At 52.7% G+C, this 16,296-nt stretch carries 13 protein-coding genes; 9 read left to right on the top strand and 4 right to left on the bottom strand.

The window, feature by feature from the left end; genetic code table 11:
* The first annotated feature begins 104 nt into the window (after positions 1-104).
* Complete coding sequence (edd, locus tag WEB64_RS00670; RefSeq protein WP_368058379.1) at positions 105-1,925, top strand: phosphogluconate dehydratase; 1,821 nt, start codon at positions 105-107, stop codon at positions 1,923-1,925.
* Positions 1,922-2,890 (top strand): glucokinase, encoded by a 969-nt coding sequence (locus tag WEB64_RS00665; RefSeq protein ID WP_368058377.1) that lies wholly within the window; start codon positions 1,922-1,924, stop codon positions 2,888-2,890. The genes edd and WEB64_RS00665 overlap by 4 nt, the downstream gene beginning before the upstream one ends.
* A gap of 56 nt (positions 2,891-2,946) precedes the next feature.
* Here WEB64_RS00665 and WEB64_RS00660 read toward each other — a convergent pair whose 3' ends face one another.
* On the bottom strand, positions 2,947-4,245 hold the full coding sequence (locus tag WEB64_RS00660; protein WP_368058375.1) for an HD-GYP domain-containing protein: 1,299 nt from the start codon (positions 4,243-4,245) through the stop codon (positions 2,947-2,949).
* 271 nt (positions 4,246-4,516) lie between these two features.
* Here WEB64_RS00660 and WEB64_RS00655 point away from each other — a divergent pair, with 271 nt between their 5' ends.
* The gene (locus WEB64_RS00655; RefSeq protein ID WP_368058373.1) at positions 4,517-5,200 is read left to right on the top strand and encodes a uracil-DNA glycosylase family protein; all 684 of its coding nucleotides are present in this window, start codon (positions 4,517-4,519) and stop codon (positions 5,198-5,200) included.
* Between the two features lie 136 nt (positions 5,201-5,336).
* On the opposite strand, the gene glpD is transcribed toward WEB64_RS00655, so the two are convergent.
* Positions 5,337-6,833, bottom strand: coding sequence for a glycerol-3-phosphate dehydrogenase (glpD, locus tag WEB64_RS00650; protein WP_368058371.1), 1,497 nt, complete (start codon positions 6,831-6,833; stop codon positions 5,337-5,339).
* A gap of 301 nt (positions 6,834-7,134) precedes the next feature.
* A complete protein-coding gene (locus WEB64_RS00645; protein WP_368058369.1) occupies positions 7,135-7,893 on the bottom strand; it encodes a DeoR/GlpR family transcriptional regulator in 759 nt (252 codons plus the stop codon).
* A 307-nt stretch (positions 7,894-8,200) separates the two neighbouring features.
* On the opposite strand from WEB64_RS00645, the gene glpK reads away from it, so the two are divergent.
* Positions 8,201-9,682, top strand: a complete 1,482-nt coding sequence (glpK, locus tag WEB64_RS00640) for a glycerol kinase GlpK (protein ID WP_368058367.1) — start codon at positions 8,201-8,203, stop codon at positions 9,680-9,682.
* Between the two features lie 42 nt (positions 9,683-9,724).
* On the opposite strand, the gene WEB64_RS00635 is transcribed toward glpK, so the two are convergent.
* Positions 9,725-11,632 (bottom strand): sigma-54-dependent Fis family transcriptional regulator, encoded by a 1,908-nt coding sequence (locus WEB64_RS00635; RefSeq protein ID WP_368058365.1) that lies wholly within the window; start codon positions 11,630-11,632, stop codon positions 9,725-9,727.
* 287 nt (positions 11,633-11,919) lie between these two features.
* Here WEB64_RS00635 and WEB64_RS00630 point away from each other — a divergent pair, with 287 nt between their 5' ends.
* The 5 genes from WEB64_RS00630 to WEB64_RS00610 are packed head-to-tail and all read left to right on the top strand — an operon-like array spanning position 11,920 to position 16,082.
* On the top strand, positions 11,920-13,008 hold the full coding sequence (locus WEB64_RS00630; protein WP_368058363.1) for an ABC transporter ATP-binding protein: 1,089 nt from the start codon (positions 11,920-11,922) through the stop codon (positions 13,006-13,008).
* Positions 13,009-13,014: 6 nt separating this feature from the next.
* Positions 13,015-14,115, top strand: a complete 1,101-nt coding sequence (locus WEB64_RS00625) for an ABC transporter ATP-binding protein (RefSeq protein WP_368058361.1) — start codon at positions 13,015-13,017, stop codon at positions 14,113-14,115.
* Positions 14,112-14,978 carry a carbohydrate ABC transporter permease gene (locus WEB64_RS00620; protein WP_368058359.1) on the top strand — a complete coding sequence of 289 codons (867 nt, stop codon included), beginning with the start codon at positions 14,112-14,114 and terminating at the stop codon, positions 14,976-14,978. The genes WEB64_RS00625 and WEB64_RS00620 overlap by 4 nt, the downstream gene beginning before the upstream one ends.
* A 16-nt stretch (positions 14,979-14,994) precedes the next feature.
* Entirely contained in the window at positions 14,995-15,795 is an 801-nt protein-coding gene (locus tag WEB64_RS00615; RefSeq protein ID WP_368058357.1) for a carbohydrate ABC transporter permease, read from the top strand.
* Positions 15,796-15,806: 11 nt separating this feature from the next.
* The gene (locus WEB64_RS00610; RefSeq protein ID WP_368058355.1) at positions 15,807-16,082 is read left to right on the top strand and encodes a DUF2160 domain-containing protein; all 276 of its coding nucleotides are present in this window, start codon (positions 15,807-15,809) and stop codon (positions 16,080-16,082) included.
* The last annotated feature ends 214 nt before the right edge of the window (positions 16,083-16,296 follow it).

Genomic DNA, 16,296 nt, shown 5'->3' with positions numbered 1-16,296 from the left:
TTTAATCGTGAAAAAGACACAATAAGAACGTAAAATTACATTCATAATAGGTGAGTTATTGAATTTCCTGCTTTCAAAAAATTGGCAATGGTTGGAGAGAATCTATGCACGCGACAGTTGAGAAGGTCACCCGGCGCATCATTGAGCGCAGTCGAGGCACCCGCCGGGAGTATCTCGGTCGAATGAACGCCCTTAAAGAGTCCTCTCCACAGCGCGGTGTGCTGTCCTGTGGCAATCTGGCTCACGGTTTTGCGGCCTGTGGCAGCGCCGACAAGAACACCCTGAAGCTGATGAACAAGGCCAACGTCGCGATTGTTTCGGCTTACAACGACATGCTCTCTGCCCATCAACCCTACGAGCGCTTTCCGGATCTGATTCGCGAAGCCGCCCATGGAATGGGGTCCGTTGCCCAATTTGCCGGGGGCACGCCAGCAATGTGTGACGGTGTGACCCAGGGCCAGCCCGGCATGGAACTCAGTCTGTTTTCCCGGGATGTGATCGCCATGAGTACAGCGGTAGCGATGAGCCACAACATGTTTGATGCGACGGTTTTGTTGGGCATCTGCGACAAGATCGTGCCGGGGCTATTGATAGGTTCGCTGAGCTTTGGTTATTTGCCGACCATATTGATCCCGGCGGGCCCTATGCCGTCGGGCCTGCCGAATAAGGAAAAACAGCGTGTTCGCCAGCTCTACGCCGAAGGTGAGATAGGTAAGGATGAGCTGCTTGAAGCAGAGAGCAAGTCATACCACAGCCCGGGTACCTGCACCTTCTACGGCACTGCGAACAGTAACCAGTTGTTGGTTGAGGTTATGGGATTGCACCTGCCGGGGGCCGCTTTTATCAATCCTAATACGCCGCTTCGGGACGAGCTGACCCGGACCGCAACCGAACGGGTGGTTAAGCTATCCAAACCCAATGGAGGCACCCTGGGGCTGGCGGATATGGTGGATGAAAAAAGTATCGTAAATGCTCTGGTGGCGCTGTTGGTCACAGGCGGCTCCACAAATCACACCATTCACTGGGTTGCCATTGCCAGGGCAGCGGGAATCATTATTGACTGGAACGACTACGCGGAACTTTCGTCAGTAGTACCATCGATGACTCGTATCTATCCTAACGGCGAGGAAGATATTAACGCGTTTCATGAGGCTGGCGGCACACCCTTCCTGATTCGCGAGTTGCTTGCCGGGGGATATCTCCACGAAGATGTTGAGACGGTGATGGGCCGTGGACTGGAAGCATATACCCGGATGCCATCGCTGCAGGACAATAAACTGGTATGGTCGCCAGCTGCCGCTGAAACACTCAATGCTTCTGTATTGAGTACTGCGGCGGACCCTTTTGCTCCCGACGGTGGTATGAAAGTACTGGACGGCAATCTTGGCCGAGGCGTGATTAAAGTGTCTGCAGTGAAAAAAGAGCATCATCGGGTGGAAGCCCCGGCAGTGGTGTTTGATGAGCAGAATGACCTGAAGGCGGCGTTTGAAGCTGGCGAGCTCGATAAAGATTGTGTCGTTGTGGTTCGATTTCAGGGGCCGAAAGCCAACGGTATGCCGGAATTACACAAACTCACTCCGTACCTGGGCGTGTTACAGGATCGCGGTTTTCATGTCGCACTGGTAACGGATGGTCGTATGTCCGGCGCCTCGGGCAAGGTTCCGGCTGCTATTCACGTATATCCGGAAGCCGCCAATGGCGGCCCACTGTCGAGAGTCTGCAATGGCGATATAATCTGTGTCGATGCGGATACCGGTCAACTGACCATCGCGTTGGGGGATGAGGTTCTGGCTCAGCGGCCACAGGCGAAGGTGGATCTGACTGCCTCGCATACCGGTTTGGGCCGTGAAATGTTTGGATGGATGCGGCGGACTGCGAGCAGCCCGGAAGAAGGCGCGAGTTTTTTCTGGAACCACGACGCATGACAGCAGCAAACTATGCTCTGGTAGGTGATATTGGCGGCACCAATGCACGCTTTGCATTGGTCCAGGAGGGCGCCGTCAGGCCATTGGCTATTGAAGTTCTGCTCTGCGCTGACTACCCCAACATTGATGACGCCATCGTTGATTACCTCGCTCGTGCGGGCGTCGGATCTGTGAGAGAAGCTTGTTTTGCCGTGGCGTCCCCGGTGCGCGAAGATCAGGTCAGGATGACCAACAATCACTGGCGTTTTAATATCAGCGCCGTTCAGCGGCAGTTCGGTTGGCGCGCCTTCAAGGTGATCAACGACTTCACCGCGATGGCTTTGGGGGTCCCTCACGTGGAAAGGGACAAACTCATTCATATATGCGGCGGCCCCGGGAATCCTGATCGTCCAAGGTTGGTTATCGGCCCTGGTACAGGCTTGGGCGTATCGGGCCTGATGCCGATTCGCAACGGATGGACACCATTGATGACTGAGGGCGGACACGTCGATTTTGCACCGACGGACGAAACTGAGGCCGCTATACTGAAGATTCTCCATGCCCGTTTCGGTCGGGTATCGGTGGAGCGTATTCTTTCGGGTGAAGGCCTGCTCAATCTTTATCAGGCCCACGCCGAACTGCAGGGCGTGTCCGCGCCTCTGGATTCACCGGACAAAATCACAGCAGCGGCACTGGAGCGTTCGGACACCCTGGCGCATCAGGTGTTGCGCCACTTCTGCGCTATTCTTGGTCGGGTAGCTGGCAATGCAGCTTTGACTCTTGGGAGCTTGGGAGGTGTTTACCTGTGTGGGGGGATTCTGCCCCGATTTATCGACTTTTTCCTTGATAGTCCTTTCCAGAGCAGTTTTGAGGATAAGGGACGTATGCGCCCGCTAATGGAGTTTACGCCCGTGTTTCTTGTAATCGAGACCTATACCGGTCTTTTGGGTGCCGCAGAAGCGCTGGGGAATGCGGAAGTACAATAAGCTGTCAGGAGGGGAGCGTAGTCTGTGCGTGGGTATTGATCTGAGCGAATAGCGAGTTATTTGAAGCAGTTCACCACATCTTCCGTCAGGGCGGAATCATGGCGTTTGAGTTCCAGACCTTGCTCCAGGTAGGTGGTGAGGTCAATGCCGAAACTGCCGTTTGGCCACTCTTTCAGAATAGTGATGGGTGTGCCGCCTTCTACATTCAGACTCATCAAGTCCATCACCTTTTCCCGGCACCGCTGTTTTTCAGTGTTCCGTACGATGAGAACTTTGGGCCTGAGTCGATTCACCGCATGGGATTCCAGTATCAATGCTATTTCACCGCTACTGAGTTCAACCAGGGCACCGGGCGGGTAAATGCCGGTAAAACGGATAAACTCCAGAGCCAGCTCTTCATCAAACTGAGTTCCCCGACATTTATAAAGAATATCCAGTGCCTGCTTTGAGGATTTTGCACTGTCATAGATCCGGTGTCCGGTAATAGCATCGTACGCATCTACAACCGCAACGATTTTGGCAAAATAGGGGATCTGATTATGCGCCAGACCCCTCGGATAACCGGACCCGTCCATGCGTTCGTGATGACTGTGCGCCACATCAACGGCGATGGGCTCAAGGCCCTTAATCGAGGCGAGTACCTGGCGACCAAACACCGGATGCATCTTCATTTGCTCGAACTCTTCTGAAGTGAAGGCGCCCGGTTTGTTCAGGATCGACTCGTCCACCTTGATTTTGCCTACGTCGTGAAGCAGTCCGCAGAGTGCGAGTACTTCCAGTTCCTTTTCGTCGAGATTCAGATGTTTGCCGAAGGCTGCCGACAGTACGCACACATTCATGCAGTGCTCAGCGGTGTAATCATCCTTGTTGCGAATCTGGGTAAGCCATAGTAGTGCAGAGTGGTTGCGAAGAATACTGGCAACAATCCCTTGGACTGCTGGCCGGATCTCATTGAGATCAATAACCCTTCCCAGACGAATAGTACTCAGGATGTTTTTGGCCAGATTACGGCAGGTATGAAAACTCTGCATGGCATTGCCGAGTTCTTCATCGAAAGAAATTTTGTTGATATAGGTAATCTGGCGTTGGGGCTCGGCTGTCGCTGCTGGAGGTTTTGATTTCCCCCACTTACCCTGGAAACCCCTCGCCAGCCGTTCCCGATACGAGACTCGGCCTTCGATAAAAACCGTCTCACATTGTTCCTGGATAGCCTGGATATCGTCGACAGTATGGACGATAAAACCCTGGAGCGGGAAATCTGTTTCGGTCCAGGCACGATCCAGCCTGACGACATGCATGCCTAGCTGCACCTCCGCTACGGGAATTTCTTTTTCGATCAAGTCTACTGGTTGCAAAAACTTGAGCTCCAGACACGAATGACATCAGGCGAGAGCCGACTAAGAAACGGAATATTCTGGTATCGTTTTGTTATATAGACACAAGGTCCAGTTTACTGTTCACCCGCCAAGTGACCAATAAAAGGATTGTTAAATTCTGCTACGAAAGCAGCCCAACTTAAAGCCGATGAAAAAATCAGCCGGGGCAAAACGGTACTACCGATGATAGAGCCCGTTGTCTGAGCGCCTGCCTGTTTGGTCAGGAGCGGCTCATTAAACATGAGTTACTATGGTTGCGGTAACCGCGTTGAAAAGTAAAGTTGAAGTTAAAAGTTCGGCAATGAGGTCAGAAATAGCCATGGGGCAGACAGATGATTCATTTAACGCTCTTTTGAGTCGGGTCCGGCAATGCACGCTTTGCAGTGAGGTGCTGCCAAACCCGCCTCGCCCGGTTATCCAGGCCAGCCGCCAGGCGCGGTTGCTGATCGTCGGCCAGGCCCCTGGTCGTCGCGTTCATGAGACCGGTCTCCCGTTCAACGATCCCAGTGGCGATCGGCTCAGGCGTTGGATGGGCATTGACCGGGAAACTTTCTACGATGAACACAGCATCGCGATCGTTCCTATGGGTTTCTGTTACCCGGGGACTGGCAAGTCAGGAGACAACCCACCCAGACCGGAGTGCGCCGCGACCTGGCGTCATGCATTGATGGCGGGGCTTGACCATATCGAGCTGACTCTCGCCATCGGGCAGTATGCTCAGGCCTGGCATCTTGGCCAGGACAAGCGTAAGCGCTCAGTGACGGACATCGTGGCGGATTGGGAATCGTTCTGGCCCGAGGTAATTCCACTGCCTCATCCCAGCCCGCGAAATAACCTGTGGCTGCGTCGTAACCCCTGGTTTGAAGAACACGTGGTGCCCAGGCTGCAGGCACGAGTAAAACTACTGCTCGCGTCCGGCGGAATAAGACACTAGGCTATCAGTTATTGCTCGGGAGGCCTTGCAGACCTGAGAACAGGAGTAGGCAGCCCGAGCACGGGATGATGGAGAGCAGCTGACTAAGCTGCCGTGCCTACTACAACAATTCTTCCAAGTTCGGTAAGGAGAGTGTTTAACGAGAGTTTTGGTCCAGATATGCCTGCAGGGCGCTCACCTGATCATCTTTCATGCGCAAACCCTGTTTGGTACGACGCCAAATAATATCCTCAGCACTGATCGCCCATTCGTGCTCTCGCAAATACTCAACTTCCGCAGCGTAGAGATCGCCGCCAAATAGCTGCCCCAATGATTCAAAAGATGGACGGTCCCGAAGGATTTCATAAGCCCGGGTGCCATAGGTACGGGCGTACCGCCTTGCAAGTTTTTCGGGCAACCAGCGAAACTCGTTAACAAACTCTGCCACCAGGGCATTCCAGTCAGTGAAGTCGCCGCCGGGCAGGGGGGCATGTTTGGTCCACTCAGGTCCGGCGTCGGGGAAGAAAGTACAGATCTTGTCGGTTGCGGCTTCGGCGAGCTTGCGGTAAGTGGTGATCTTGCCGCCGAACACTGAAATCAAAGGAGCTTCGTTGTTTTTTCCGCCGCCATCGACTTCAAAGGTGTAATCCCTTGAAGCTTTCTGGGCCGAGCCCTCGTCATCCATCAACGGACGCACACCAGAATATGACCACACCACATCTTCAGGCGTGATCTTATGCTTGAAATGGTGATTGACGATTGAGCACAAGTAGTCGGTTTCCTCCGGGGATATCACAGCTTTCCTGGGATCGCCCTCGTAATCCACATCGGTGGTGCCGATCAGGGAAAAATCATCTTCGTAGGGGATCACGAAAATAATTCGGTTATCTGCATTCTGGAGAATGTACGCTTCCGGCTCGTTATGTACTTTCGGCACGACGATATGGCTACCCTTGACCATACGTATCTGCTTGGGCGCAGGAATGGTCATGGTGTCCGTGAACAGTTTGCTGACCCACGGGCCACTGGCGTTCACTAGTGCGCGGCATTGATAGGACTGCTGCTCGCCAGTTCGTTGATCTTCCAGCACCACGTCCCACAGCTTGCCGTTGCGGTCGGCCTTGACGCATTTTGTGCGGGTCTTGATGGCGGCGCCTTTCTCTTCCGCTGCCTTGGCTGTCAGCACCACCAGGCGCGCGTCATCCACCCACCCGTCAGAATACTCAAAACCTTTGGTGATATCGCTGACCAGTGGCCCTTCCTGGCTGAACCGGATACTTTTCGAGCCTTTGAGCATCTCTCGCTTGGCGAGATGGTCGTAAAGGAACAGGCCGGTGCGAATCATCCACGCCGGACGCAAATGAGATTGGTGGGGCAGGCGGAACCGCATTGGCCACATGATATGAGGGGCATTCTTGAGCAGTGATTCACGCTCAGCAAGAGCCTGGCGCACCAGTTTGAATTCGTAATGTTCGAGGTAGCGCAAACCGCCGTGAATAAGTTTGCTGCTATTGGAGGACGTAGCCGACGCCAGGTCGTTCATTTCGCAAAGTATGACGCTGAGGCCGCGCCCGGCGGCGTCCATGGCAATGCCGGTCCCGTTCACGCCACCTCCTACTACGATAAGGTCGACTATTGAGTTATCAGAGGTCATTTCTCGCCGTCTCCTGACAGTACAGAGAGCAATCTGGCCCGGATTGCCTGCAATGTTGTTCGCTATTGAAGCCGAAACTGTATATGCAGTGCATTATGCGAAAAAGATCAGTATTCGTAAAGGAAAAAATAGAAAATAAAACGAACATTAAAAAGGGATAGATGCAATCGCGTAAAGGCACATAAATGAAGAGGCTAGTGTCCCGTCTGGCTAATTCGCAGTAGGTCAACGAATTAGCCAGACGGGACCCTGGTAGGGGTTAACAAAGATAGGTAAAGATCTTACGCCAGTTATGTGACGCTCAGACTACATGAAGATCCACTGCATGTTCCCGAAGCATTTGCTGGATCTCACCTGGGGGATCTTGGTCGGTAAAAAAATGGTCCGCCTGAGTAATATCTCCCAGTCTTACCATGGCATTACGACCAAATTTCGAGTGGTCTGCCGCGAGCAGTACCTTGCCGGAATTGGCAATGATGGTTTGAGCCACGCGTACTTCGCGATAGTCAAAGTCGAGCAATGAGCCGTCACTGTGAATGCCGCTGATGCCAATGATTCCGAAGTCCATCTTGAACTGATTTATAAAGTCCCGGGTGGCTTCCCCAACGATGCCACCGTCACGGTTTCTGACCTCGCCACCGGCAACGATGACATTGAAATCCTCTCGGGCTGACAGTATTGATGCCACATGGAGATTGTTGGTCACTATCCGCAAGTTGCTGTGATCGAGAAGGGCTCGGGCAATCGTTTCAGTGGTGGTGCCAATGTTGATAAATAAAGATGAGTTATCAGGAATGTAGCGAACCAGTTCTTTGGCAATGCGCTCCTTGGCTTCCAGTTCCATGATTTTTCGAGTCTGGTAAGCTGTATTGACGGTGCTCGAGTCTATACCTGCGCCGCCATGATGACGACGGACTTTACTTTCTTCGGCCAACTGATTGAGATCCCGACGGATGGTCTGGGGGGTAACCTGAAAATGGTCTACCAACTGCTCGGTCGTGACAAATCCGTTTTTCTGGATAAGCTCAATGATAAGATCCTGTCGCCGTCGTTGTGCCATTCGCCTGTGCCTCTTCAAAGCAATCCGCGCCTGGCACGGTTGCATGTTCATCCTTATCGGGTGGTGCGGTGAGTCCATCAACGCAGATGCCAGCACCTGATTATCCCCAAGTGACAATAAATCAGGTATTTAACAGGTTAATGAAATCCTTTACAGGAACCATAGTCAATAGCTTGCTCTTTTTCGAGCTGTGAGTCGGCATTTTTCCATCTAACAGAAAATACTACTTGGAATAAGTGTCTATATTGGTAAAAATACGAACATATTAGAAAGTATCGAACAAAAACAGAAAATCAAGGCGGTCATTATGAGTCAGTATATCCTTGCCATCGATCAGGGCACGACAAGCTCCCGGGCCATACTTTTCAATGAAGCTGGAGCTATTCACTCCGTAAGTCAGCAAGAATTCAAACAGCACTTTCCCCATAGTGGTTGGGTCGAACATAACCCTGAAGATATCTGGAATACGGTACGTGAGACTTGCCATGACGTTATCCAGAATAGTGGAATCAAGGCTTCTGAGGTCGTCGCTACAGGCATCACAAATCAGCGTGAGACCACCATTATCTGGGATCGCGAAACCGGGATACCCGTCCATAACGCGATTGTCTGGCAGGACCGCAGAACCGCAGAGTATTGTGAATCACTCACCGCGCAGGGCCTCGAAGCGGTTATCAACGACAAAACCGGATTACTGATTGACCCTTATTTTTCGGCCACGAAGATCCGCTGGATTCTTGAGAATGTAGCGGGGTGCCGTGAACGGGCAGAGCAGGGCAAATTGGCCTTTGGTACCGTTGACAGTTTTCTGCTGTGGCGGCTGACGGGGGGGCGCTCTCATTTAACGGATGCCACCAATGCCTCGCGCACCATGTTGTTCAATATTCACCTTCAGGAGTGGGATGCGGACCTGCTGGAGCTGTTTGATGTGCCCGCGTCACTATTGCCAGAGGTAAAGGATTCGTCCGACGATTTCGGAACCATCGACAGCGACTTGTTGGGTGCGAAAATTCCGGTTTTCGGCATTGCCGGGGATCAGCAGGCCGCTCTGTTCGGTCAGACCTGCTTCAAGGAAGGTATGGCAAAAAGCACCTACGGTACCGGGTGCTTTCTTGTGCTCAACACCGGAACAAAAGCTCTTAAGTCAAAACACCGGTTGCTCACTACCGTAGCCTATCGCCTCAATGGCGTACCCACTTATGCTCTGGAAGGCAGTATTTTCGTTGCTGGTGCAACCATCCAATGGCTTCGGGATGGCCTCAAACTGATCAATATGGCCAGTGATTGCGAGCCGCTGGCGGAGCAGACGCCGGTGGATCATGGGGTTTATTTGTTACCTGCGTTCACGGGTTTGGGTGCCCCTTACTGGGACCCGAACGCGCGCGGTGCCATTTTCGGCCTTACCCGGGATACCGGCATCAAGGAAATTGTCACGGCAGGTTTACAGTCAGTATGTTATCAGACCAAGGATTTGCAAAAGGCCATGGAAAAAGACGGTTTGCGTCCCATTGCTCTGAGGGTTGACGGCGGTATGGTGGCCAATAACTGGGTGCTGCAATTTTTGTCGGATATCCTCGGAGCTACGGTGGATCGGCCGAAAATGATTGAAACGACGGCGCTGGGCGTTGCCTATCTGGCCGGACTGAAAGCCGGTGTTTTCGCCTCACTCGAAGCCCTCGAAGAGCAATGGCAGTGTGACCGTCGGTTCAGTCCGGAGATGACCAAAGAAAAGCGAGACAGTCTTTATGAGGGCTGGGTTCAGGCGGTTAACCGATTACAAAGCCACTGAAAGAACACCCCAACTTTTTGGCGGTTTGCTGGCAGACCGCCGCTACTTAACACCCAACTGTTTTAAATGTTTGTATACCGTATTGCGGCTGCAGCTAAGATGCTTCGCTGTCCGGGAAACATTGCCTGAATATCGGCTGTAAATTTCCAGAATATTGGCCGCAGCCGACCCTCCGGCTTCCAATGCTGATGATGCATCGAAACCAACATGGGGTGACTCACTCAGTTGTGGCGCTGTGGTAACTGGCTTCTGCCCCGGCGTCTGTACTTCTCGGAGAAAGTCGTCCGGTAAATGCCACATATCTATGGACTCCTGACCCGCCATGGCCAGAGCCACCTGCATGACATTGATCAGTTGCCGGATGTTCCCGGGCCATGGATGATGATCAAACAGATCGAGAATGCTGTCGGACAACGCTTCAGGTTGATCGGGGTCGCGATGGCGTCGATGGATTTGTTCGACGATCTGACGGCGGTCACTCCGTTCGCGGAGGGCAGGCAGTCTTATATTCAAACCACTAACCCGGTAGTAAAGGTCCTGTCGAAACCGGCCTTCATCGACACGATCTTGCAAAGAGCGATTGGTTGCAGACACCAGTCGAATATCTATCGGATAAGCTTCGGTAGACCCGAGCGGGGTCACCTCCCGCTCCTGCAAAACCCGAAGCAGCCTGGCCTGGGCACTGAGGGGCATTTCGCCAATTTCATCGAGAAACAGCACGCCTCGATGAGCCTTTCGAATCAGCCCTGTTGCGCCTCTGCTACTAGCACCGGTAAAGGCCCCTTTCTCATAACCGAACAGCTCGGATTCCACCAGTTCGGCGGGGATGGCGGCGCAGTTCACCGCGACCACCGGCGAATTACGGCGAGCGCTGATGCCGTGAAGTGCTTTCACAAACACTTCCTTGCCAACACCCGTCTCCCCTTGTATCAACAAAGGAATGTCTTTATCGATGATCCGGCGCGCCTGATGGATACAGCGTTTCATGGTCGGGTCACCAAACTCTGTGTCCTCAAGCCGGATGTGGTGGCGGCTGACATTTGGAGCCTGATCGAGGTCACCTTGAATCGCACCCCGTGATATGACGCTCGACGATTCCTGTGGGCGCCTGATAACACCGTAAAGTTTTCTGCCAGCGGCGGTGTTGAGTTCCAGCGCTGCCAGATCAGGCTGGTCTTTGAAATCTGCGAGGGTGCGGTCAAATATCTCGTTGATGGTTCGCCGGGCCAGGGGGCGGTCGAGTAATCGCTCCGCCCGTTGATTGCTCGCTACAACCACGCCTTCAGTACTAAAAGCCACCAGGCCCGACCACTGACTGTCGAGGTTGTCCGAGTTGGTGTTGAAGGTGAGCACAAAGCAGTTGGGCGTGTAGCTCTTGACGATCAGTCGGTTCTCGACCGATTGTGACATCAGTCGGACCATTCCGAGGGTATGAGCCTGGGGCAGATAAGCGTCACTGGACACGTTGAGTACGCCCAGCAGATTACGGTCGACATCGAAAATAGGAGCCGCAGATCCGATCATGAAGCGGTTGGCCTTCAGATAATGCTCGCTACGTTGAACCTGCACCGGGTGGCCGCACTCAATGGCGGTGCCGATAGCGTTGGTGCCATTGGACTGCTCTTGCCAACTGGTACCTTCTCGGAAAAACGGCTTCTTATCAGGGTCGACAAAACGTCGGTCGCCCCAATTGTTAAGTATCCGGCCTTTCGGGTCAGACAGCAGAATCATGCATTGGCTGTTCGACAGAATGTTCTCGTAGTAGGGCAGAACTTCACATTCAGTTGTTTCCACCAAGAACCTGTGCTGCTCCCGGAGCTGTTCGCTTTCGGAGGGGTTTAGCTGTTCCAGAGAAGGGCGGGTGCTGTGACTCAAGCCGTATGCCCGACAACGCGCCCAGGATGCGGTAATCACCTCTGTAAATTCTCTGCTGCGAGCCAGGCTATTCATCGCGGGTGTTCCTGCTTTGTTATTATTTGAGGTTTCGTATGAAACCGTATCGGGGCCAACTGGAGATGTTCAGTGTTCAGTATCCTGTTCATACATTGTTGATGTCAATGTTCAAAGTGATCAAAATAATTCGTAATCGAACATGAAAGGCTTCTATTGATAGTTATAAATCTAAATTAAAGTTCTTAAAAACATAGTGATAGTAAATAAAGATAAGCGTTACTACGGATCTGGTATGTTCATTGCGTTTGAATATTCGCAATCGAACAAAAACAAGGACTAAATCTATGTCGTTAACACTGGAAAATGTCTCCCGTGTGATTGATGGCGTCCCGCATATTGCAGGTGCTGATATCACTTTTGAGGCTGGTTCCTTCAATGTGCTTCTGGGGCGGACCCTGGCGGGAAAAACCTCTCTTATGAGGCTGATGGCCGGGTTGGATAAGCCGGATACCGGCAGGGTGCTGGTAGACGGCCGGGACGTGACAAACGAGTCGGTTCAACGTCGCAACATCTCAATGATCTACCAGCAATTCATCAACTACCCCAACTTGACGGTATGGGAAAACATCGCGTCACCTTTGCGGCTCGCCAAGCTGAAAGAGGCTGAAATTACCCGCAGGGTCAGAGAAACCGCGTCCATGCTCCAGATAGAGCCGCTGCTCCAGCGATATCCCCTGGAGCTTTCCGGTGGCCAGCAGCAGCGCACGGCCATGGCCCGGGCGTTGGTTAAAGACGCCAGCCTGATTCTGTTTGATGAACCCCTGGTCAACCTTGACTACAAGCTACGGGAAGAACTCAGAGCGGAATTGCGGGAGTTGTTCAAGGAGCGCAACTGCATCGCCGTCTACGCCACGACCGAAGCCAATGAGGCGCTGGCGCTGGGTGGCGTTACAACGTTGTTGCACGAGGGCAATATCATTCAGTCCGGCCCGGTAACCTCGGTATACCGTCAACCCTCGACCGTAACGGCGGCAGAATTGTTCAGCGAGCCGCCCATCAACTTGCTCAATGGGCGGGTGACAGAAACTGAAGTCACTTTTGACGCTTACGCCCATCATCCGCTGACCCGCAACTTGAACAACCTGAATCCTGGCGACTACCAGTTCGGTGTCCGGCCCAGCCACATAAGCCTGGTTCCCCAGCACGATGATGATCTGGAGCTATCGATGATTGTCGAGCTCGGCGAAATCAGTGGGTCGGAAACCTTCATGCATGTGAAAAATGACCACTTTGAGCTGGTGTTGCAGTTAATGGGGGTACATGAATATCACTCGGATACGCCCATTAAAGTCTATCTGCCGATCAGCAAGCTGTTCGTTTTCGGGGTCGATGGAAGTTTGATTCAAGCGCCCACCCACCTGTCCAAGGAGTGAGTCGAGATGGCTGAAATACAATTAAAATCACTAGCTCACAGCTACAGCAAAACTCCCTCCGGCCCGGAGGATTATGCCATTCGTCAGATGAGCCACGTCTGGCACAAAGGTGGCGCATACGCTTTGCTGGGACCCTCCGGCTGCGGCAAGAGTACGATGCTTAACATCATTTCCGGCCTGTTGCAGCCCTCCGAGGGCGATGTGCTGTTTGACAACGTCAAGGTTAACGAGTTGTCGCCAAAAGACCGCAATATCGCCCAGGTGTTTCAGTTCCCGGTGATCTACGACTCCATGACGGTGTTTGACAACCTGGCGTTTCCGTTACGGAACGCGGGCATGCCCAAAGCCAAAATCGATGCCAAAGTTGAAGAGATTGCCGCCATTCTTGAGTTGGAAAACGTTCTACATAGAAAGGCCAGGAACCTCACGGCGGATGAGAAACAGAAGGTGTCCATGGGGCGGGGCCTGGTCCGGGATGACGTTTCGGCGATACTGTTTGACGAGCCGTTGACAGTTATCGACCCTCAGTTGAAATGGAAACTGCGCCGCAAGCTCAAGCAGATTCACGAGCAGTTTAATATCACCATGGTCTATGTGACCCATGACCAGCTTGAGGCTTCGACCTTTGCCGACAAGATCGCCGTGATGTACGAAGGTCAGATTGTCCAGTTTGGAACGCCAAGAGAGCTGTTTGAGAGCCCAAACCATACCTTCGTGGGGTACTTCATTGGCAGTCCGGGCATGAATCTGATCCCGGTTCAGCGGACCGAGACTGGCATTGCGTTCGACGATATTCCGCTGAATATTCATCCGGAGTTGCTGCAGTATGTCGAAGCCAGCAACTCTTCAAACATTAAAATCGGGATTCGTCCTGAATTTGTTCACCTGTCCAATACGTCCTCCGACGACACCTATGAATGCCATGTGAAGTACATAGAAGATCTAGGCACCTATCGGATCGTTGCCCTGGAGCTCGGGTCTCAGTCTTTATTGGTGCGGATTGATGAGGATCAGGTGGTTGAACGAGACACCGTGCATATCGGGTTTCCGCGTCAATGGCTGAAACTTTACATTGATGAATTTCTGGTAGAGGGGGCGGCAGAATGAACAAGGTACCCAACAACAAAGCCTGGTGGCTGGTGCTGCCAGTTTTCATCCTGGTGGCTTTTTCCGCGCTTATTCCGCTGATGACCGTAGTTAATTATTCGGTTCAAGACATTTTTGGGCCCGGTAATGCCTATTACGTCGGCCTCGAATGGTTCGAAAGTGTGCTAGCTGACGAACGACTGCAGGACTCTCTGCTGCGCCAGTTTATATTCTCCGGCGCAGTGCTGATGATTCAGATTCCCCTTGGTATCGGTATAGCGCTGATGATGCCCACGACAGGCAAACGAGCCTCTCTGTGCCTGATTCTGCTGGCCATCCCGTTACTGATTCCCTGGAATGTCGTGGGCACCATCTGGCAGATATTCGGTCGTGGTGATATTGGCCTGTTTGGCTGGGGTCTGAACGAACTTGGATTCGATTACAACTACACCGCTAACACAGGCGATGCCTGGGCAACGGTACTGCTGATGGATGTGTGGCACTGGACCCCGCTTGTTGCACTGCTCTGTTACTCCGGCTTGAGGGCGATACCTGAAGCATTCTATCAAGCGGCGGAAATAGACCGCGCCTCCAAATGGGCGATCTTCCGTTATATACAGTTACCCCGGCTCAAGAGTGTATTGGTGATAGCCGTGCTACTGCGCTTCATGGACAGTTTCATGATTTACACCGAGCCCTTTGTACTGACAGGTGGCGGTCCGGGCAGCTCAACGACGTTCCTGAGCCAGACCTTGACCACCATGGCCATTGGTCAGTTCGATATTGGTCGGGCAGCCGCCTTTTCACTGATCTACTTCCTGATCGTGCTGTTGGTCTCATGGCTGTTCTTCACCGCTATAACCCACCTCGACAAGCAAAAGTGAGGGCCTGGTGATGAAAATGAGTAAACGCAAAGGTTTTGGTATTACGGCATACATCATTTTGCTGATGTTACCGATCTACTGGTTACTGAACATGTCGTTCAAGACCAACCAGGAAATCCTGGGGACGCTGACATTGTTCCCCCACGATTTCACGCTGGCGAACTATGCGACAATCTTTACTGATCCGAGCTGGTACTCCGGCTACATCAACTCGATGATTTACGTTTCTATCAACGTGGTGATTACCTTGTTGGTGGCGTTACCTGCAGCCTATGCCTTCAGCCGCTATAAGTTCGTGGGTGACAAGCACCTGTTCTTCTGGCTACTCAGCAACCGAATGGCGCCTCCGGCAGTGTTCCTGTTGCCGTTCTTTCAGCTCTATTCGTCTGTTGGTCTGTTCGACACGCATATAGCGGTGGCGCTTGCGCATTGCCTGTTCAATGTGCCACTGGCGGTGTGGATTCTGGAAGGCTTTATCTCGGGTGTGCCAAAGGAGTATGACGAGATGGCCTATATTGATGGTTACAGCTTTCCGAAATTTTTCGTGAAAATATTCATTCCGATGATTCGGTCCGGAATCGGGGTCGCAGCATTCTTTGCCTTCATGTTCTCCTGGGTGGAGTTGCTGTTGGCGCGAACCTTGACCTCGGTAGACGCCCAGCCCATAGGAGCAATCATGACGCGAACCATGGGTGCCAGCGGCATTGACTGGGGCGTGCTGGCGGCCGCTGGCGTGTTGACCATTCTTCCGGGTCTGCTGGTGGTCTGGTTTGTCCGTAACCACATCGCCACCGGCTTTGCCCTCGGTCGGGTATAAGGAGACGCTATATGATTGCCTGGATGAACTGGACCTTACCGGTCGCCATTTTCTTTGCCGTAATAGCAGCTATTCTTCTTGTGATGACGGTGTACGAAGTTGTATCTCCCTGCACGGAGCGCAAGGGTTTTCTGCCCATCTCAACCACCCGTGGTGACCGTTTGTTCATCGGTCTGCTCTCGAGCGCGTATATCAACCTGATGTTCCTGGGTTTGACCGAACTCAGCCTGTGGATCGCGCTGGCGGTCTCGGTTGTTTGGGTGGCGATACTGCTACGCTGGGGCTAGCGAAGGGAGGTTGTGCAAAAAGCCGAAAAAGATGCGCAAATTTAGAAGTTTCCGTGTTGATGTTTTTTCGTAAACGAACTAATGTTTGGCGTATGGTCGAAAACGATCACCTAATTGTCTTCGACCTGCCGCATGACGGGTGACCGACGTCAAGTGAGACGGATGTAAAATCGAAGGCTGTTGTGCCAGGTCGTCATTCCGAATTCTAACAATA

The organism is Marinobacter sp., assembly GCF_040882185.1.
Classification (GTDB): Bacteria; Pseudomonadota; Gammaproteobacteria; order Pseudomonadales; family Oleiphilaceae; genus Marinobacter.
Note: the sequence above shows the minus strand (reverse complement) of the source record. Positions and strands in the feature narration are given on the sequence as shown.